Below are 19,682 nucleotides of genomic sequence, written 5' to 3' on the forward strand. Positions count from 1 at the left end.
AACGGACTTTGGGTTGTCTTTGCTCACTTTGATTTGAAGCAAAAAATAAAAAATTACGGTGTGATAGATTTCACGTTGTGGCGGTAAGGAGCTTCTGGTATATTTATCTCCCGTCCAGAAGCACTCCATTTCCCTCATTCAACCAATTTCAGGTTAAACATGACGACAAATTACATTTTTGTTACTGGCGGGGTTGTATCCTCTCTAGGTAAAGGTATTGCAGCAGCATCTCTTGCGGCTATTCTAGAAGCTCGTGGTCTTAAAGTGACTATGATGAAGCTTGACCCTTACATCAACGTTGACCCGGGCACAATGAGCCCTACTCAGCACGGTGAAGTGTTCGTTACAGAAGATGGCGCAGAGACTGACCTTGACCTTGGTCACTACGAGCGTTTCATCCGTACCAAGATGACCAAGCGTAACAACTTCACTGCAGGTCGTGTTTATGCCGACGTACTTCGTAAAGAACGTCGTGGTGACTACCTAGGCGCAACTATTCAAGTTATCCCTCATATCACTAACGCAATCAAAGATCGCGTTATTGCAGGTTCTGAAGGCCATGATGTGGCTATCGTTGAAGTTGGCGGTACTGTTGGTGATATCGAATCACTACCATTTATGGAAGCGATTCGTCAGCTAGCTGTTGAGCTAGGCCGTGAGCGCGCAATGTTCATGCACCTAACACTTGTTCCTTACCTAGCGGCAGCGGGCGAAGTGAAAACTAAGCCGACGCAACACTCAGTAAAAGAACTTCTATCTATCGGTATTCAGCCAGACATCCTAGTTTGCCGTAGCGATCGCGTTATTCCTGCGAATGAGCGTAAAAAAATCGCACTGTTCTGTAATGTTCCAGAAAAAGCAGTAATTTCAATGAAGGATGTAGACTCTATCTACAAGATCCCTCAGTTGATTAAATCTCAAGGGCTAGATGACCTTGTGTGTGCTCGCTTTGGTATTACTGCTCCTGAAGCAGACCTTTCTGAATGGGAACAGGTTATCTACGAAGAAGCAAATCCTACTGGTGAAGTAACCATCGGTATGGTTGGTAAATACATTGAATTACCAGATGCATACAAATCTGTGAACGAAGCGCTTAAACACGCTGGCTTGAAAAACCGCCTAAGCGTCACAATTAAGTATGTAGACTCACAAGATATCGAAACAAAAGGCGTTGAACTTCTAGAAGGTTTGGACGCAATCCTAGTACCAGGTGGCTTCGGCGATCGTGGTATTGAAGGCAAGATCCGTGCGGCTCAATATGCACGTGAAAATAACGTGCCTTACCTAGGTATTTGTTTGGGTATGCAAGTTGCACTAATCGAATACGCGCGTAACGTTGCGGGTATGGAAGGTGCACATTCAACAGAATTTAACAAAGAGACTAAGTACCCTGTGGTAGGTTTGATCACAGAGTGGGTAGACGAATCAGGTAGCGTAGAAGAGCGTACTGAAAAGTCTGACCTAGGCGGTACGATGCGTCTTGGTTCACAGCTGTGTCACCTAGAGAAAGGGACTAAAGCTCGTGAACTGTACGGTAGCGCGACGATCCATGAACGTCACCGTCACCGTTACGAAGTGAATAACGTGCTTCGTCCGCAAATCGAAAAAGCAGGCCTAAAAGTATCAGGTCTATCTGCGGACAAGAAGTTAGTGGAAATGATTGAGAACCCAGCTCACCCATGGTTTGTAGCGGCTCAGTTCCACCCAGAATTCACCTCGACTCCTCGCGATGGACATCCATTGTTTGCAGGTTTTGTTAAGGCTGCGGGCCAAAACGCACGCGGCGAATTCGAGAAGTAAAAGGATACGGGCGGCGGCGAAGGTTGTGCTGCTGCCCTTTAAGATTGACATTTATATTTGAAACGAGAGGAAACATTAATGTCTAAGATCGTTAAAGTTCTAGGTCGTGAAATCATCGACTCACGTGGTAACCCAACTGTAGAAGCTGAAGTACACCTAGAAGGCGGTTTCGTAGGTATGGCGGCAGCTCCATCTGGCGCATCTACTGGTTCTCGCGAAGCTCTTGAGCTACGTGACGGTGACAAAGCACGTTTCCTAGGTAAAGGTGTTCTTAAAGCAGTTGAAGCTGTAAACGGCCCAATCGCTGAAGCTCTAGTTGGCAAAGACGCTAAAGACCAAGCTGCAATCGACGCAGTAATGATCGAACTAGACGGCACTGAAAACAAATCTAAATTCGGTGCTAACGCTATCCTAGCTGTTTCTCTAGCAAACGCTAAAGCTGCTGCTGCTGCGAAAGGCATGCCTCTATACGAGCACATCGCTGAGCTAAACGGCACTGCAGGTCAGTTCTCTATGCCTCTACCAATGATGAACATCATCAACGGTGGTGAGCACGCAGACAACAACGTTGACATCCAAGAGTTCATGATCCAACCAGTTGGCGCTAAGACTCTTAAAGAAGGTCTACGTATCGGTGCAGAAGTATTCCACAACCTAGCTAAAGTTCTTAAGTCTAAAGGCTACAGCACTGCAGTTGGTGATGAAGGTGGTTTCGCTCCTAACCTTAAATCTAACGCTGAAGCTCTAGAAGTTATCGCAGAAGCTGTTGCAGCTGCTGGTTACGAACTAGGTAAAGACGTAACTCTAGCTATGGACTGTGCTGCATCTGAGTTCTTCGACAAAGAAGCTGGCATCTACAACATGAAAGGCGAAGGTAAAACTTTCACTTCTGAAGAGTTCAACCACTACCTAGCTGAGCTAGCTAACCAATTCCCAATCGTTTCTATCGAAGACGGTCTAGACGAGTCTGACTGGGATGGCTTCAAGCACCAAACTGAACTACTAGGTGACAAGCTTCAACTAGTAGGTGACGATCTATTCGTTACTAACACTAAGATCCTTGCTGAAGGTATCGAGAAAGGCGTAGCTAACTCTATCCTTATCAAGTTCAACCAAATCGGTTCTCTAACTGAGACTCTAGCTGCAATCAAGATGGCTAAAGACGCAGGTTACACAGCAGTAATCTCTCACCGTTCTGGCGAAACTGAAGATGCAACTATCGCTGACCTAGCGGTAGGTACAGCTGCAGGTCAAATCAAAACTGGTTCTATGAGCCGTTCTGACCGTGTTGCTAAGTACAACCAGCTAATCCGTATCGAGGAAGCTCTAGGTGAGCGCGCTCCTTTCAACGGTCTTAAAGAAGTTAAAGGTCAAGCTTAATTCTTAATTGAATTAACCGCTTAACTTAAAGCTTTTGAAAACGCCTCGCACTTGCGGGGCGTTTTTTATATGACGGAAGCGCTAAGTGAGCGCGCTCCTCCATGTTTCAAGGAAGCGGTCTTAAAGAAGTTAAAGGTCAAGCTTAATTCTTATTGAGTAAAGTTTCGCTAAATAGCTTTTTGAAACCATCGCTACGGCGGTTTTTTTGTATTTATAAGTTTGTATTTTTGGCTCTTACTTTGGTCATGGGTAAGGAGCGCTTCCTATGAGCTTGTTTCATTTTGCTGCTTATTTCTTGTAAGGAGCGTGTGAGTCTCCCTTTCTCCCCTAGAGGCAACCTCGCATTTATGCTATATATGTCACCTTATCTAATTCCTTCCGGTACAGAATGTTAGCAGCGATATGCGAATCTTTGTTATAGCCCTTACGCTACTGTTTGGCTTGCTTCAATACACTCTATGGTTTGGTAAAAACGGAGTGTCTGACTACTACACAGTAAAAGATGAAATTGAAGTTCAGCAACAAGTGAACAGCAAGCTACAAGCTCGCAACAATGAAATGTTCGCTGAGATTGATGACTTAAGGCAAGGTCTTGATGCGATTGAAGAACGTGCGCGTCATGAGCTCGGTTTAGTTAAAGATGGCGAGACTTTTTACCGCATTATAGGTGAGGAAAACCATTAAAATGTTGGATATGAACTCATCGCATATCGCAATTGTGCCTGCTGCTGGTGTGGGTAGCAGAATGAAGGCAGATCGCCCTAAGCAATATTTATTGATCGAAGGTAAAGCGGTACTGGAACATACCGTAGAGAAACTGCTTTCTCACCCAAATATTTCTAAGGTTGTCGTTGCCGTTACTGACGGCGACCCATATTACCCAGAATTGTCCGTTGCTAAGCACCCAGATGTGATTCGTGTAGCTGGTGGTAAAGAAAGAGCAGACTCTGTGTTATCAGGGCTAAACTATGTCAATGAGCATCTGGAAAGCGAGTGGGTATTAGTTCACGACGCTGCAAGGCCATGTGTATTAACATCCGACATTGACCGTTTGATTGATGTTTGCTGCGCCCACTCAACGGGTGGCATTCTCGCATCTCCTGTGAGAGATACAATGAAGCGAGCAAACGCAGTGCAAGATATCGATCATACGGTAGATAGAGAAGCATTGTGGCATGCACTGACTCCACAAATGTTTAAAACTCAGCAGCTTACTCAAGCACTGGCTGACGCATTAGAACAGGGTGTAACCATTACTGATGAAGCCTCGGCTTTGGAATGGTTAGGCGAGAAGCCAGCCTTAGTTCAAGGGAATGCGAACAATATAAAAATCACTCAGCCAGAAGATCTTGCGTTAGCCGAGTTTTATCTAAGCCGTGAGCGCGGCGAATAAAGAAAGGATAGAAAATGATTCGAATTGGTCATGGTTTCGATGTACATAAATTCGGTGGTGAAGGCCCAGTCATTATTGGTGGTGTAGCAATCCCTTATGAGCAAGGTTTGATTGCTCACTCAGATGGCGATGTAGCGTTGCATGCGTTAACGGATGCTCTGCTGGGCGCGATTGCTGCCGGCGATATTGGTCGTCATTTCCCAGATACGGATGATAAATGGAAAGGCGCAAACAGTCGTGAATTACTGAAAGACGTTTACCGTCGAGTTAAAGAGCAAGGCTACCGTCTTGGCAATGCTGATGTAACCATCATGGCACAAGCGCCTAAAATGGCACCACACATTGACGCAATGTGTGCGGCGATAGCCGAAGACCTAGAAACCGACATTAGTAACATTAACGTAAAAGCGACGACGACAGAACGTCTCGGTTTTACTGGACGCAAAGAAGGCATAGCAACGGAAGCCGTTGTACTTCTGTTTAAGCAATAACTAGCAATTTGCTCCTCTAAGCTGTGATATCAGCGGAAACACATCATGTCAGACATTTTATCTTCATTGGCTTACCTAACGGGTAAGCCAGTTGCATCGGCAAAAATTAAAGCGCAGCCAGAGCATTTTCAGGTTCGCGAAGATTTAGGTTTTGCCTTTACGGGCGAAGGCGAGCACTTAATGGTTCGTATCCGTAAAACGGGCGAGAACACCAGCTTCGTTGCTAACGAGTTAGCAAAAGCCTGTGGTGTTAAGTCGAAAGACGTTAGCTGGGCGGGTCTTAAAGACCGTCATGCGGTGACGGAACAGTGGTTAAGTGTCCATTTACCAAAAGGTGAAACGCCAGATTTTTCAGCGTTTTTGGCTCAATACCCAAGTATCGAAATCCTTGCAACAGATCGTCACAATAAAAAACTGCGTCCTGGTGACCTAGTAGGGAACGAGTTCGTGGTTACTTTGTCTGAAGTGACAGATATAGCGGATGTAGAGCAACGTCTTGAAAAAGTGAAACAAGTTGGCGTGCCAAACTACTTTGGTAGTCAGCGTTTTGGTAACGATGGCAACAACCTTGAAGAAGCACGTCGATGGGGACGCGAAAACGTTCGTACCCGCAATCAAAACAAGCGAAGCATGTATTTATCAGCGGCTCGTTCGTGGATTTTCAACCGCATCGTTTCAGCTCGTCTAGAGAATGGTGTGTTTGATAAGTTCATTGATGGTGACATTGCACAGACGAATTCTGGCACTCAGTTGATTGATGCAAACAACATCACTGATTTGCAAGTACAATTTGCACAAGGTGAAGCGGCAATTACCGCTGCGCTTGCTGGCGATAATGCACTGCCTACTCAAGCCGAGGCTCTGGCATTAGAGCAACCGTTTTTAGACGAAGAGCCTGACCTCATGGCGCTGATTCGTGGTAATCGCATGCGCCACGATCGTCGCGATATTGCGCTGAAGCCAAAAGATTTAGCTTGGACGGTTGAAGGTAACAACATTACGCTGACTTTCTCACTGGATGCGGGATCTTTTGCGACCTCTATTGTTCGTGAGTTAGTTAATGAGGTTGAAGTAGAAAGAGAATACTAATGGAACAGGATTCACGAAACCCGAAGCCCTTAAGAGTCTTAATCAGCAATGATGATGGTGTTCATGCACAAGGGATTCATGCCCTCGCTGATGAGTTGAGAGATATCGCCGAAGTGACCATTGTCGCACCTGATCGAAATCGTTCAGGTGCTTCGAATTCACTCACATTAGAACAACCATTACGCGTGACTGAAATTGCCCCAAATATCTACTCAGTGCAAGGCACGCCCACGGATTGTGTGCATTTCGCGCTGAATGAGCTAATGAAAGATGATTTGCCTGATCTTGTTCTGTCAGGAATCAACCATGGCGCTAATTTGGGTGATGATGTTCTTTATTCTGGAACAGTAGCAGCCGCCATGGAAGGTCATTTCCTTGGCGTTCAGTCGGTGGCTTTTTCACTAGTGGGTAAGCGACATTTCGAATCCGCCGCTAAAATTGCACGTCAAATTGTACAACAGCATTTAGCGTCGCCGATTCCAACGAATCGTCTACTGAACGTAAACGTGCCTGACTTACCATCAGAGAATTTAGGTGAAATTGAAGTTACGCGTTTAGGTGCACGTCATCACGCAGAGAATATGATCAAGCAGAAAGATCCGAGAGGCCATGACATTTATTGGTTAGGGCCACCAGGAAAGGAGCAAGATGCAGGAGAGGGCACGGACTTTTATGCAATTGAGCATGGCCGAGTTTCAATGACGCCTCTGCAAGTTGATCTCACCGCTCACGAGTCGCTGCGTGCTATGGATAGTTGGTTAAAGGAAGAGAAGTAATGAGTAACCCACATGCTGACAGGTTGATAGCGTTTCTTATCTCCAGTGGCATCAAAGACCAAAGAGTTCTGGATGCTATCCAACGCTTGCCACGAGAAAGCTTTGTTTCTCAAGCGATGATGCACCAAGCCTATGATAACAATGCGTTACCAATTGGTCAGGGACAAACTATTTCTCAGCCTTATATCGTTGCTCGTATGACCGAGTTGCTTGAGCTAGAGCCGGCGAGTCGTGTTCTGGAAATCGGAACGGGATCGGGTTATCAAACCGCGGTACTGGCGCAAATTGTTGATCATGTATACTCCGTTGAGCGAATTAAATCGTTGCAATGGGAAGCAAAGCGTCGCCTGAAGCAATTGGATATCTACAATGTTTCAACTAAGCATGCTGATGGGTGGCAGGGCTGGGAAGCGCGAGGTCCTTTCGATGCTATCATTGTTACCGCTGCCGCTGAAGTGATTCCCCAAGCTCTTCTCTCACAATTAAGAGATGGCGGCAAAATGGTCATTCCTGTTGGAGATACGGAGCAACAGTTATTAAAAATAGAGCGTAAGGGAGACGAATATCTCTCTACCGTTGTAGAAATGGTTCGGTTCGTACCTCTGGTTGCGGGTGATTTAGCTTAAGGGTTAGGGATAGGTGAATAAGTTACTACGTCATATTGGTATTAGCTTTGTGTTTGCTGCAGGACTAGTTGGTTGTGCAGCGCATTCCCCTGCACCTGTCTCTAGCCTAAAAAAAGACTATTCAAGCCTTGAAAGAGGGAGTTACAGAGGGAGTTATTATGAGGTAAAAAAAGGCGATACGCTTTACTTCATAGCTTATGTCACAGATAAAGATGTAAATGATCTTGTTCGTTACAATGAGTTAACTCAGCCTTACACTATCTACCCAGGACAGAGGCTAAAACTTTGGGCTCCGAAATATGTCGCCCCTAAATATGGTCAAAAAGTTGAACCCGTTGTGGCTCCTGTTGTTACGACCCCCCCAGCTCCAGTGACGAAAACATCAACAGCCTCTAAACCTAAACCTTCGAGTAAAAACTCTAGTCAAAAACCTACAGAGACTAAGCCTAAAGTCGTACAAAAACAGCCACCAAAGAAGGTTGAACAATCGAAAACAAAGGAGTATGTTGGTTCAAAAGATAACCAAAAAGTGAAGCAAAAAGCGCCAACTACCACAGCAAAGAGTGATAAAGTCTCAAAGTGGTTGTGGCCAACAAAAGGGAGAGTAATCAAGAACTTTTCGGCGGGAGAACAGGGAAATAAAGGTATCGACATCGCAGGACAGCGTGGTCAACCTATCGTTTCAACCGCAGCCGGCACAGTCGTTTATTCAGGCAATGCGCTACGAGGTTATGGCAACTTAATTATAGTAAAGCATAACGACAATTATTTAAGCGCATACGCACATAATGACAAACTGCTGGTCACAGAAGGACAAAGCGTAAAAAGCGGACAAAAAATCGCCACCATGGGTAGTTCAGGTGCAAAGTCGGTCAAACTACACTTTGAAATTCGCTATCAAGGTAAATCAGTGAATCCAAAACGCTATTTGCCTTAAAACTTTGAAAAACAACTTGCGACATCATTTAGCGACATATTGAGTTGTCATGTCTTGCTAACTCGCCAGGGGGAGGCGTTATGAGTATCAGCAACACAGTAACCAAAGTTGAAGAGTTTGCATTTGACAATGCGTCAGTGAAGACCATTGATAACGAACTCGAAAGATCATCATCCACAGAAAGCAAAGCGACTGCGCGTGAAGAATTTGACGCGAGCAGTAAAAGCTTAGATGCAACTCAGTTGTATTTGGGCGAAATTGGCTTCTCACCTTTACTTACTGCCGAAGAAGAAGTGCTTTACGCAAGACGCGCCCTACGTGGCGACGAAGCGGCACGCAAACGTATGATCGAAAGTAACCTACGTTTGGTTGTTAAGATTTCTCGTCGATACAGTAACCGTGGTCTAGCACTACTCGATCTGATTGAAGAAGGTAACCTCGGCTTGATCCGAGCGGTCGAAAAATTCGACCCAGAACGTGGTTTCCGTTTCTCTACTTACGCAACGTGGTGGATCCGACAAACGATAGAGCGAGCGTTGATGAACCAAACTCGCACGATCCGTCTACCTATCCACGTAGTGAAAGAGCTGAACATTTATCTGCGTACTGCGCGTGAACTTTCTCAAAAGCTCGATCACGAACCGACCGCAGAAGAAATTGCTGCTCAATTAGATATTCCAGTCGAAGACGTAAGCAAAATGTTACGCCTTAATGAGCGTATTAGCTCTGTCGACACGCCAATCGGTGGTGACGGTGAGAAAGCGCTGCTGGATATTATTCCTGATGCAAACAACTCTGATCCAGAAGTTTCGACTCAAGATGACGACATCAAATCATCGTTGATTCATTGGTTAGAAGAGTTGAATCCGAAACAGAAAGAAGTGCTTGCACGTCGCTTCGGCCTACTAGGCTACGAGCCTTCGACGCTGGAAGAAGTTGGTCGAGAGATTGGCCTGACACGTGAGCGAGTACGTCAAATACAAGTGGAAGGTTTGCGTCGTCTTCGTGAAGTCCTAATCAAACAAGGTTTGAATATGGAAAACTTGTTTAACGTAGAAGACGATTAAATAATCCGTATTCCACTAGATACGCAAAAGGCTATGGTTCCCCATAGCCTTTTTTCTTTTTTGCTCCTTGGTGTGAGTCTATTTACAGCATCCTTTTCAAGCGATACAGCTCTTCAAGAGCTTGGCGTGGCGTTAAGTCGTCAGGATCAATACCTGACAGAGCTTGTTCGACCTCGCTAGGCTCTGGAATCAGGCTCAACTGGTTAGCCACATCTACTGCACTTGGACGCGGTGTGTCACTGTTTTGCCCCAGTTGCTCTAGCTGAGATAGCTTGTTACGCGCATTTTTGATGACCGTTTTTGGTACGCCAGCTAAGCCCGCAACAGCCAAGCCGTAAGACTTACTTGCCGCACCTTCTTGAACTGCGTGCATAAAGGCAATGCTGTCTCCATGTTCTACGGCATCCAAGTGAACGTTCGCTAAGCTTGGCAGTTGGTTCGGTAACTCTGTTAATTCGAAGTAGTGAGTTGCAAATAGGGTCATCGCACCAATTTGTGTTGCGAGCCATTCCGCACTTGCCCAAGCTAAAGAGAGACCGTCGTAAGTACTAGTACCGCGTCCGATTTCATCCATTAGCACCAAACTGTTCTTAGTTGCGTTGTGAAGAATATTGGCTGTTTCGGTCATTTCTACCATGAAGGTCGAGCGGCCAGATGCAAGATCATCTGACGCACCAATACGAGTAAATATACGATCTAAAGAACCAATCTGTGCGGATTCTGCCGGTACATAAGAGCCGATATGTGCCATCAATGCAATCAGCGCAGTTTGACGCATGTAGGTTGATTTACCACCCATGTTTGGACCGGTGATGATCAACATCTTACGGGCTGGGTTAAGCTCAATTGGGTTCGCGATGAACGGCTCTGTTGTTACTTGTTCTACGACTGGATGACGACCAGCTTGAATGTGAATTCCTGCGTCTTTCACAAGCGTTGGGCGGCAGTAATCTAACGAATCTGCACGCTCTGCTAGGTTTTGTAATACATCCAGTTGAGACAGGGCAGAAGCTAGGTTTTGCAGCTTCTCAAGGTTTGGCATCAATAGATCAAACAGTTCTTCCCACAACTGTTTCTCAAGTGCTAACGCTTTAGATTTCGAGTTAAGTACTTTGTCTTCGTGTTCCTTAAGCTCTGGGATGATGTAGCGTTCAGCGTTTTTGAGTGTTTGGCGACGTACATAATGCGGTGGAACCAAATGGCTCTGGCCACGGCTTACTTGGATAAAGAAGCCATGAACGTTGTTGTAGCCTACTTTAAGCGTATCGATACCGTGTCGTTCACGCTCATCTCGCTCAAGCTGCTCAAGATATTCTGTTGCACCGTCTGCCAATTTTCGCCATTCATCGAGCTCCGCATTGTAGCCTTCAGCGATGACGCCACCATCACGAATAACAACCGGCGGATTTTCTTTAATCGCGCGCTCTAACAGGTCACATACTTCGTCAATCGGAGCTGCATACTTCGCCAATTTCGTTAGGTACGGATGGGTCAAAGAAGCGGTGACAGATTCTAGCTCTGGTAGCTGTTGCATGGCATTGCGAAGTCTAGCCATATCGCGAGGGCGAGCAGAGCGTAATGCAAGGCGCGCTAAGATACGTTCAATATCACCAATTTGCTTTAACGTTGGTTGAAGATCAGCAAACAGAGCTTGTTCTTTAATCTCACCAATCGCATCAAGGCGATTGTTTAACGTTTCAATGCAACGCATAGGCTGATGCAACCAACGCTTCAGCATTCGGCTGCCCATCGGAGTTGCACAATGGTCGAGTACTGCAGCGAGCGTGTTATCGGTTCCGCCTGCTAGATTTTGAGTAATTTCCAGATTACGTCGGGTAGCAGCATCAAGGATGACGGATTGATCCTGATGATCAAACGTTAAAGAGCGAATATGAGGTAAAGCCGTACGTTGAGTATCTTTTACGTACTGGATCAAACAACCAGCAGCACATAACCCTAAGGACGCATGTTCTACACCAAAACCAACCAGATCTTTTGTGCCAAATTGTTGATTGAGTTGTTGCTTAGCCGTATCAAGCTCAAACTCCCAGACTGGGCGACGACGGTTACCATTGCGGCTCGCCATTAAATGTACAGGTTCAAAATCTTCTGGGAACAGTAGCTCACGTGGTGCGGTACGTTGAAGCTCGGCTGTCATCGCTTCTTCAGTTTCTGGTTCTGTCAGTTGGAAGCGACCAGAGGTGACATCCAGCGTCGCATAACCGAACTTACCGTTGTGATGGTAAATTGCTGCGATTAAGTTATCGACACGCTCAGAAAGCAGCGCCTCATCCGTCACTGTACCTGGTGTCACGATACGCACAACTTTACGTTCTACTGGGCCCTTGCTGGTGGCCGGATCGCCAATCTGTTCACAGATCGCCACAGACTCACCAAGCTGAACAAGTTTTGCCAGGTAGCCCTCTACGGCGTGAAATGGCACACCCGCCATTGGGATAGGTTCACCTGCAGACGCACCACGTTTGGTCAATGAAATATCAAGAAGCTGAGAAGCTCGCTTGGCATCATCGTAAAAGAGTTCGTAGAAATCGCCCATGCGGTAGAACAGCAAAATCTCTGGGTTCTCAGCTTTTAGCTTGAGGTATTGCTGCATCATCGGAGTGTGTTTTTGTTCAGCTTTCACAGGTAAGTTCTTTTGTTTATTTCCGTAGCGGCTTAGGATACGTGAATCCCTATCAAGTAAAAAGAGACAAAGGGCATTTTGGCTATGGAAAAAACAACAAAATTGAGTGCCGATTTAGGCGCATTATTGGCTAAACACGGGCATCTTTTAACGACCGCAGAATCATGCACTGGTGGTGGTGTTGCAACCGCCATTACTGACATTGCTGGTAGTTCAGCGTGGCTTGACCGTGCGTTTGTCACCTACAGTAATGAAGCGAAAATGGAGATGCTTGGTGTGCAAGCTTCAACGTTAGAAGCGCATGGTGCAGTGAGTGAGCCAGTTGTGATTGAAATGGTGCAGGGTGCAATTAAAAACTCCAATGCGACCATCGGTGTGTCCATCAGTGGTATTGCAGGGCCGGGTGGTGGCAGTGAAGAGAAACCAGTCGGCATGGTCTGCTTTGCTTTTGCTGATAACCAAAGTTGGCAGCAAGTCGAAACCATGCATTTTACTGGTGACCGTGCAGAAGTTCGCAAAAAAGCGGTCGAGCATGCGCTGACTCAATTGTATCAACATCTACTCTAGAATTTCTTAAATTGTTTTAGCCCAGCATTGATAAGGGCTAGAGCAAATCACGACTTTAGGTCAGCCAAATTTTTTTCATACAGGTATGGACACTGTATGAATCAACAGTATAATAACTTTCATTGCTGAGCAGTTCTTCTGCTTAAGAAAAATGAATTACTATTCGTCGCCCAAAGAAGATGAATAAATCGGAGAAAGTAATGGACGAGAACAAACAGAAAGCGCTCGCCGCTGCGCTAGGTCAAATTGAAAAGCAATTCGGTAAAGGCTCTATCATGCGCCTTGGTGATAACCGCGCAATGGACGTAGAAACCATCTCAACGGGTTCTCTTTCTCTTGATATCGCTTTGGGTGCTGGTGGTCTACCAATGGGTCGTATCGTAGAAATCTACGGCCCAGAATCTTCAGGTAAAACAACATTAACCCTTGAGCTTATTGCTGCTGCGCAACGTGAAGGCAAAACGTGTGCGTTTATCGATGCAGAGCACGCTCTAGATCCTGTATACGCGAAGAAACTTGGCGTAGATATCGATGCATTGCTGGTTTCTCAGCCAGACACAGGTGAGCAAGCGCTAGAGATCTGTGACGCACTTGCACGTTCTGGTGCTATCGATGTTATGGTTGTCGACTCTGTTGCAGCGCTAACACCGAAAGCAGAAATCGAAGGCGAAATGGGCGATAGCCACATGGGTCTGCAAGCACGTATGCTTTCTCAAGCAATGCGTAAGCTAACGGGTAACCTAAAGCAGTCTAACTGTATGTGTATCTTCATCAACCAAATCCGTATGAAGATTGGTGTGATGTTTGGTAACCCAGAAACAACAACAGGTGGTAACGCACTTAAGTTCTACGCTTCTGTTCGTCTAGATATCCGTCGTACTGGCGCAATCAAAGAAGGTGACGAAGTCGTAGGTAACGAAACGCGCATCAAAGTTGTTAAGAATAAGATTGCAGCACCATTTAAAGAAGCAAACACACAAATCATGTACGGCCAAGGCTTTAACCGCGAAGGTGAACTTGTCGATCTAGGTGTGAAGCACAAGTTAGTTGAAAAAGCCGGTGCTTGGTATAGCTACAATGGCGATAAGATTGGTCAAGGTAAAGCGAATGCGTGTAACTACCTGCGTGAGCATCCTGAAGTGGCTAAAACTATCGATACAAAACTGCGTGAAATGTTGCTAGCGCCAGCACTTGCGGAAGCGCCTGAAGCTGGTGAAGCGCCAGAGCAAGCTGAAGAGTTTTAATCTCTCATAGATTAATAAATGACAAAGCCCTGCAATGCGGGGCTTTTTTGTATCTATTGAAATCAAAAATCGAATTATCACAAAGGCCATTGAGAGCCTGTACAGCAAAAATACTTTTAGGATCATCATGTACCAAAAACGCCAGGCGCCAACATTATCGAGCAAAGAGGCAGCTATCCAATTGCTTAGCCGTCGCGATCATGGTCAGTATGAGCTTTACCAAAAATTATCGATGAAGGGCTATGAAGAATCAGACATCGACATCGCAATTAATTTTTGCCTAGACCATAACTATTTAGATGATTTACGTTACGCGAAGAGTCAAATTAGACAGCATGTATACAAAGGACATGGAGAGCGTCGAATTCGTCAAGAGTTAAACCAGAAGCGTGTTGCGGAATCGGTGATTGAGCAAGCTATGGCTGAAGAGCCGCAAGATTGGTTTGAACTGGCTAAACAGGCGGCAGAAAAGAAATTCAAAGGTATTAAAGCCAAAGACCAAAAAGAGTACGCAAAACAAGTTCGTTTTCTGCAATATCGTGGCTACAGTTTTGACCAAATCAGCTACGCGCTGAGCTTTGAGGACGAAGATTAACGGTCAGTCGTTCGCACTGATTTTTGTTTTGCTTCAAATTTTTTCTCCTACTCCCTCTTTTCCTCAAGAAAACTAGTCTCAGCTGTTTGCATGATCTACAATACGGCAAAATTCTAACTCGACTATTTTCAGGAAGAGCTGCATGTACATGAGCACTGATGAGGTTCGTAACGCGTTCCTCAAGTTCTTTGAGAGCAAAGGACACCAAATCGTAGAAAGTTCATCGTTAGTTCCACATAACGACCCAACCCTGCTGTTCACAAACGCAGGTATGAACCAATTTAAAGATTGTTTCTTAGGCTTAGAAAAACGAGCCTACACTCGAGCGACTACGGCTCAGCGTTGCGTACGTGCAGGTGGTAAACATAACGACCTAGAAAATGTTGGCTTTACTGCTCGTCACCACACATTCTTTGAAATGTTAGGCAACTTCAGTTTTGGTGATTACTTCAAAGAAGATGCGATCTCCTTTGCTTGGGAATTCCTAACCGAAGTTCTTAAACTGCCAGCGGATCGTTTATTGGTAACTGTTTACGAAACCGATGACGAAGCGTTTGACATCTGGAACAAGAAAGTTGGCGTGCCCGCTGATCGTATTGTTCGCATTGGTGACAAAGAAGGCGGCAAGCCGTACGAGTCTGATAACTTCTGGCAAATGGGCGACACTGGTCCTTGTGGTCCATGTACTGAAATCTTCTACGATCACGGTGAACACATCTGGGGTGGTCGTCCTGGCACGCCTGAAGAAGATGGTGACCGTTTCATCGAGATCTGGAACAACGTATTCATGCAGTTCAACCGTCACGCAGACGGCACTATGGAACCGCTACCAAAACCATCGGTAGATACTGGTATGGGTATCGAGCGTATCTCTGCAATCATGCAAGGCGTTCACTCAAACTACGAAATTGATGTATTCCAAACTCTTATCAAAGCAGCGGCTGAAGTCATTGGTTATGAAGATCTATCGAACCAATCGCTACGCGTTATTGCTGACCACATCCGTTCATGTTCATTCTTGATTGTTGATGGTGTGATGCCTTCAAACGAAGGTCGTGGTTACGTACTACGTCGTATCATCCGTCGTGCAGTTCGTCACGGTAACAAGCTGGGCGCACAAGGTGCATTCTTCCACAAGTTGGTTGGCGTTCTAGCTGACATCATGGGTACGGCTGGTGAAGAGCTGAAGCGTCAACAAGCTGTGGTTGAAAAAGTACTGCGTATCGAAGAAGAAAACTTTGGTCGTACACTTGAGCGCGGTATGGCGATTCTAAACGAAGCATTAGATAACCTAGACGGTAAAGTACTGGACGGCGAAACCGTATTTAAACTTTACGACACTTATGGCTTCCCAGCTGACTTAACTAACGACGTTGCACGTGAGCGTGAGTTCGCAATCGACGAAGAAGGTTTTGAGAAAGCGATGGAAGAGCAGCGTCAACGTGCGCGTGAAGCGGGTAACTTTGGTACTGACTACAACGCAGCAATCAAAGTTGATACGCAAACAGAATTCTGTGGTTACACAGGTACTAAAGGCTCTAGTTCTGTAGCAGCGATGTTCGTTGAAGGCAACGAAGTAGATTCGCTATCTGCGGGCGACAAAGCAATCATCGTACTTGGTGAAACACCATTCTACGCAGAGTCAGGCGGTCAGTGTGGTGACGCTGGTGAAATCCGTACTGAGTCTGGTGTATTCCGCGTTGAGGACACTCAAAAACTAGGTAACGCAATCGCGCACCACGGTGTAATGGCAGAAGGCGTTCTAGCGAAAGGTGATGAAGTAGCAACTATCGTTGACGCAGAGCGTCGCGCAGCTATCTCTCTAAACCACTCAGCAACGCACTTGCTACACGCAGCACTACGCCAAGTTTTAGGTGAGCACGTAACGCAGAAAGGCTCATTGGTGAAGGCAGACAACCTACGTTTCGACTTCTCACACCTAGAAGCCGTAACTGCAGCAGAACTGAAAGAAGTTGAGCGTCTAGTTAACGCGCAAATTCGTCGCAACCACACGATTGAAACCAACGTGATGGACATTGAGTCTGCTAAGAAGAAAGGCGCAATGGCACTGTTTGGTGAGAAGTACGATGACGAAGTACGCGTACTGTCTATGGGTGACTTCTCGACAGAGCTTTGCGGTGGTATTCACGCATCAAGCACAGGTGATATTGGCCTATTCAAAATCACTTCAGAAAGCGGCATTGCTGCAGGTATTCGACGTATTGAGGCGGTAACAGGCGAGGCTGCATTAGACGCGATTGAAGCTCAAAACGCGAAGTACGAAGAGAAACTGGCAGAATCTGCACAGAAAGCAAAAGCGCTAGAGAAAGAAGTGCAGAAGCTAAAAGATAAGATGGCGGCAGCAGAAAGCGCTAACATCATGGGCAAAGCGGTTGAAGTCAATGGTACAAAAGTTCTAGTCGCAGCTCTTGAAGGCGCTGACAGCAAGAACCTACGTACTATGGTTGATGACATCAAGAACCAAATGGGGTCTGGTGTCGTACTGCTTGCCAACGTGACAGGTGACAAGGTTGGCCTGATTGCTGGTGTGACTAAAGATCTAACTGGTAAAGTAAAAGCTGGTGATCTAGTTAAGATGATTGCTGAGCAAGTCGGTGGTAAGGGCGGTGGTCGTCCTGACATGGCTCAAGCTGGTGGTACTGATGTAGCCGCACTACCAGAGGCAATTAAAACAGTTCAGCCTTGGTTAGAAGAGCGCTTATAAGCTTTTAACTACTAAAATTACGCTCAATCAAGTTTCTTTGATTGAGCGTAATTTTTTTTAGCAGCCAAGTGGTTTAATTGACCAAAAGTTAACCGAGTCATTTAGGCTATTTGGTTTTTGTTGTAACTACTGCTTATATAATTTTTCTAAAAGGAAATACTGACGATGTAAGCAGTTCTAAAGAGACTTCGGTCTTGGGAAGGTGAAGACTGGTGAAAAAGCCCCTTATCGTGCAAAAGTTTGGCGGAACCTCCGTGGGTTCAATTGAAAGAATCCACCAAGTTGCTGAACACATCATTAAGGCGAAAAATGATGGCAATCAAGTTGTTGTTGTCGTGTCTGCAATGTCAGGCGAAACAAACAGACTGATGGACCTCGCTAAACAGATAGATAGCGTGCCTACAGCTCGAGAACTTGATGTTTTGCTCTCTGCTGGTGAGCAAGTGTCAATGGCACTGTTAGCAATGACACTCAATAAATTGGGTCATGCTGCACGCTCGCTTACCGGAGCACAGGCGAATATTGTGACGGATAATCAACACAATGACGCAACGATTAAACACATTGATACTAAGACAATTCTGGGATTGCTTGAGCAAGACCAAATCGTGATTGTTGCAGGCTTTCAAGGTGTGAATGAGAACGGGGATATCACCACATTAGGTCGAGGTGGCTCAGATACGAGCGCAGTGGCACTGGCAGGCGCATTGCGCGCTGATGAGTGTCAAATCTTTACCGACGTTGATGGTATTTATACTTGTGACCCACGTGTAGTGAAAAACGCGCGAAAATTGGCGGTTATCGATTTTCCTTCCATGGAAGCGATGGCAAGCCGAGGCGCGAAAGTATTACATTTACCTTCAGTGCAATTTGCATGGAAGAATAATGTGCCACTGCGCGTGCTTTCGACATTTGATGTTAATGAAGGCAGTCTGGTAAAGGGGGAGTTAGGCAATCAAGCCGTCTCTGGTATAGCCATTCAACGTGACCTTGCCATAATCGAAGTCGATAAAGAACATTTATCTAGTGCTACAAAACAATGTCAGATGTTGGGTATCGACATTTGGAATGTGATCGAGGAAACAGAACGGGCAGGTATCATGATAAAACAAGATGCATGTGCCAAGTTCGATCTGGTGTTCAGCGACAAAATCCGTAATAGTGAAGTGGTAAGCCTGTTGACCGCAGTGGGGCTTGAGGCCAATGGAATGGTAGAGCACGCATGCGATTTGTTGGCAAAGCGAGATATTGAGATCAATTTCAGCGCAACGAATGCACTCACTATGATGCTAGTTTTAGCACCCGAATGTGTGGATACAGCAGCAAACATTCTGCATGATGCTTACATTACGTCTAGTGAAGCATTAAACATTCAACAAAAACATGCCTTTTTAGGCTGATTTTCGCTAACAAGGTAGTTTACGAAAATATAACTTTTGTTGGATAATAGCTTTGTAGCAAGAAAATTTAGAGATTACTCAAGGAGCAAAGAATGCTAATTTTGACTCGCCGCGTAGGCGAAACACTGATGATTGGTGATGAAGTGACTGTAACTGTACTAGGTGTTAAAGGTAACCAAGTGCGTATCGGCGTTAACGCTCCGAAAGAGGTTTCAGTTCACCGTGAAGAAATCTACATGCGCATTCAAGCTGAAAAAGGCAATGGCAACGTTGCTTCAGGTAACTACTAAGTCGCTCCTGTTTACAGAGCTTAGTTTGAATGAAAAAGGCTAACCGAAGGGTTGGCCTTTTTAGTTTTTACTGTTTTTGAAAATTTGCAGAAACTATTGTATTGAGTATGGCTGTGAATTCATCAATAATGTTGATTCGAACTTCAGAAAGTTATTTGAAAATAAATGTCTTTTTTTCAGAGAAGACTCTCTTTTTTTCATCATAATAGAGTGATAAAGTTCGTTTAATAGTCACTTTGATTAAATCAGCAACGGTTAAGCCAGTTTCGTGGATTTTTTCAAAGAAAATGTTTGACATATTTTCGGTAAAACGTAATATGTGCCTCCGCAAGACGGTGAGGTGGCCGAGAGGCTGAAGGCGCTCCCCTGCTAAGGGAGTATACGGTTTATCCCGTATCGAGGGTTCGAATCCCTCCTTCACCGCCATTCTTGCAACGTTGATTTATCAACAAAAAGTGCGTCCTTAGCTCAGCTGGATAGAGTACCTGGCTACGAACCAGGCGGTCGGAGGTTCGAATCCTCCAGGACGCGCCATATCTCTTTTGAGATATAACAATGAAAACGGTGAGGTGGCCGAGAGGCTGAAGGCGCTCCCCTGCTAAGGGAGTATACGGTTTATCCCGTATCGAGGGTTCGAATCCCTCCTTCACCGCCATTC

At 45.6% G+C, this 19,682-nt stretch carries 17 protein-coding genes and 3 tRNA genes; 19 read left to right on the forward strand and 1 reads right to left on the reverse strand.

What is annotated here, in order from left to right:
- Positions 1–159 precede the first annotated feature (159 nt).
- From R7190_RS20065 to rpoS, 10 genes are all read left to right on the forward strand, one after another.
- The gene (locus tag R7190_RS20065) at positions 160–1,800 is read left to right on the forward strand and encodes a CTP synthase (protein ID WP_021034029.1); all 1,641 of its coding nucleotides are present in this window, start codon (positions 160–162) and stop codon (positions 1,798–1,800) included.
- Between the two features lie 78 nt (positions 1,801–1,878).
- A complete protein-coding gene (gene eno, locus R7190_RS20070; protein WP_005383785.1) occupies positions 1,879–3,180 on the forward strand; it encodes a phosphopyruvate hydratase in 1,302 nt (433 codons plus the stop codon).
- A 402-nt stretch (positions 3,181–3,582) separates the two neighbouring features.
- Entirely contained in the window at positions 3,583–3,864 is a 282-nt protein-coding gene (ftsB, locus tag R7190_RS20075; RefSeq protein ID WP_005380907.1) for a cell division protein FtsB, read from the forward strand.
- A gap of 1 nt (position 3,865) precedes the next feature.
- Positions 3,866–4,573 carry a 2-C-methyl-D-erythritol 4-phosphate cytidylyltransferase gene (gene ispD / locus R7190_RS20080; protein WP_054701898.1) on the forward strand — a complete coding sequence of 236 codons (708 nt, stop codon included), beginning with the start codon at positions 3,866–3,868 and terminating at the stop codon, positions 4,571–4,573.
- 14 nt (positions 4,574–4,587) lie between these two features.
- Positions 4,588–5,064, forward strand: coding sequence for a 2-C-methyl-D-erythritol 2,4-cyclodiphosphate synthase (gene ispF, locus R7190_RS20085; protein ID WP_005380896.1), 477 nt, complete (start codon positions 4,588–4,590; stop codon positions 5,062–5,064).
- A 45-nt stretch (positions 5,065–5,109) separates the two neighbouring features.
- The gene (truD, locus tag R7190_RS20090) at positions 5,110–6,153 is read left to right on the forward strand and encodes a tRNA pseudouridine(13) synthase TruD (protein ID WP_033907437.1); all 1,044 of its coding nucleotides are present in this window, start codon (positions 5,110–5,112) and stop codon (positions 6,151–6,153) included.
- Entirely contained in the window at positions 6,153–6,929 is a 777-nt protein-coding gene (gene surE / locus R7190_RS20095; protein ID WP_005380894.1) for a 5'/3'-nucleotidase SurE, read from the forward strand. Before truD ends, surE begins: the two co-directional genes overlap by 1 nt.
- Positions 6,929–7,555, forward strand: coding sequence for a protein-L-isoaspartate(D-aspartate) O-methyltransferase (locus tag R7190_RS20100; RefSeq protein ID WP_005380892.1), 627 nt, complete (start codon positions 6,929–6,931; stop codon positions 7,553–7,555). The genes surE and R7190_RS20100 overlap by 1 nt, the downstream gene beginning before the upstream one ends.
- 13 nt (positions 7,556–7,568) lie before the next feature.
- Positions 7,569–8,492 carry a peptidoglycan DD-metalloendopeptidase family protein gene (locus tag R7190_RS20105; RefSeq protein WP_017633546.1) on the forward strand — a complete coding sequence of 308 codons (924 nt, stop codon included), beginning with the start codon at positions 7,569–7,571 and terminating at the stop codon, positions 8,490–8,492.
- 80 nt (positions 8,493–8,572) lie between these two features.
- On the forward strand, positions 8,573–9,559 hold the full coding sequence (gene rpoS, locus R7190_RS20110) for an RNA polymerase sigma factor RpoS (protein ID WP_005380887.1): 987 nt from the start codon (positions 8,573–8,575) through the stop codon (positions 9,557–9,559).
- A gap of 82 nt (positions 9,560–9,641) precedes the next feature.
- Here the strand turns inward: rpoS and mutS are convergent, their stop codons facing one another.
- A complete protein-coding gene (gene mutS / locus R7190_RS20115) occupies positions 9,642–12,203 on the reverse strand; it encodes a DNA mismatch repair protein MutS (RefSeq protein WP_064354301.1) in 2,562 nt (853 codons plus the stop codon).
- An 84-nt stretch (positions 12,204–12,287) separates the two neighbouring features.
- Between mutS and pncC the strand changes: the two genes are divergently transcribed.
- From pncC to R7190_RS20160, 9 genes are all read left to right on the forward strand, one after another.
- Positions 12,288–12,770 (forward strand): nicotinamide-nucleotide amidase, encoded by a 483-nt coding sequence (gene pncC / locus R7190_RS20120; RefSeq protein WP_017633544.1) that lies wholly within the window; start codon positions 12,288–12,290, stop codon positions 12,768–12,770.
- A 200-nt stretch (positions 12,771–12,970) separates the two neighbouring features.
- On the forward strand, positions 12,971–14,014 hold the full coding sequence (gene recA / locus R7190_RS20125) for a recombinase RecA (RefSeq protein ID WP_005380874.1): 1,044 nt from the start codon (positions 12,971–12,973) through the stop codon (positions 14,012–14,014).
- Between the two features lie 127 nt (positions 14,015–14,141).
- A complete protein-coding gene (gene recX / locus R7190_RS20130; protein WP_017633543.1) occupies positions 14,142–14,609 on the forward strand; it encodes a recombination regulator RecX in 468 nt (155 codons plus the stop codon).
- A gap of 142 nt (positions 14,610–14,751) precedes the next feature.
- On the forward strand, positions 14,752–17,334 hold the full coding sequence (gene alaS / locus R7190_RS20135) for an alanine--tRNA ligase (protein ID WP_186584658.1): 2,583 nt from the start codon (positions 14,752–14,754) through the stop codon (positions 17,332–17,334).
- 212 nt (positions 17,335–17,546) lie between these two features.
- Entirely contained in the window at positions 17,547–18,734 is a 1,188-nt protein-coding gene (locus R7190_RS20140) for an aspartate kinase (RefSeq protein ID WP_005383803.1), read from the forward strand.
- Between the two features lie 92 nt (positions 18,735–18,826).
- Entirely contained in the window at positions 18,827–19,024 is a 198-nt protein-coding gene (gene csrA, locus R7190_RS20145) for a carbon storage regulator CsrA (RefSeq protein WP_004415691.1), read from the forward strand.
- 334 nt (positions 19,025–19,358) lie between these two features.
- A tRNA-Ser gene (locus R7190_RS20150) sits at positions 19,359–19,450 on the forward strand.
- A gap of 31 nt (positions 19,451–19,481) precedes the next feature.
- Positions 19,482–19,558, forward strand: a tRNA-Arg gene (locus R7190_RS20155).
- A gap of 29 nt (positions 19,559–19,587) precedes the next feature.
- Positions 19,588–19,679 (forward strand) — tRNA-Ser (locus tag R7190_RS20160).
- Positions 19,680–19,682: the final 3 nt, after the last annotated feature.

This window comes from Vibrio sp. 1078-1 (assembly GCF_033340475.1).

Coding starts and splice junctions, on each gene's coding strand:
- R7190_RS20065 (WP_021034029.1), top strand. CDS start 160: ATGACGACAAATTACATTTTTGTTACTGGCGGGGTTGTATCCTCTCTA.
- eno (WP_005383785.1), top strand. CDS start 1,879: ATGTCTAAGATCGTTAAAGTTCTAGGTCGTGAAATCATCGACTCACGT.
- ftsB (WP_005380907.1), top strand. CDS start 3,583: ATGCGAATCTTTGTTATAGCCCTTACGCTACTGTTTGGCTTGCTTCAA.
- ispD (WP_054701898.1), top strand. CDS start 3,866: ATGTTGGATATGAACTCATCGCATATCGCAATTGTGCCTGCTGCTGGT.
- ispF (WP_005380896.1), top strand. CDS start 4,588: ATGATTCGAATTGGTCATGGTTTCGATGTACATAAATTCGGTGGTGAA.
- truD (WP_033907437.1), top strand. CDS start 5,110: ATGTCAGACATTTTATCTTCATTGGCTTACCTAACGGGTAAGCCAGTT.
- surE (WP_005380894.1), top strand. CDS start 6,153: ATGGAACAGGATTCACGAAACCCGAAGCCCTTAAGAGTCTTAATCAGC.
- R7190_RS20100 (WP_005380892.1), top strand. CDS start 6,929: ATGAGTAACCCACATGCTGACAGGTTGATAGCGTTTCTTATCTCCAGT.
- rpoS (WP_005380887.1), top strand. CDS start 8,573: ATGAGTATCAGCAACACAGTAACCAAAGTTGAAGAGTTTGCATTTGAC.
- pncC (WP_017633544.1), top strand. CDS start 12,288: ATGGAAAAAACAACAAAATTGAGTGCCGATTTAGGCGCATTATTGGCT.
- recA (WP_005380874.1), top strand. CDS start 12,971: ATGGACGAGAACAAACAGAAAGCGCTCGCCGCTGCGCTAGGTCAAATT.
- recX (WP_017633543.1), top strand. CDS start 14,142: ATGTACCAAAAACGCCAGGCGCCAACATTATCGAGCAAAGAGGCAGCT.
- alaS (WP_186584658.1), top strand. CDS start 14,752: ATGTACATGAGCACTGATGAGGTTCGTAACGCGTTCCTCAAGTTCTTT.
- csrA (WP_004415691.1), top strand. CDS start 18,827: ATGCTAATTTTGACTCGCCGCGTAGGCGAAACACTGATGATTGGTGAT.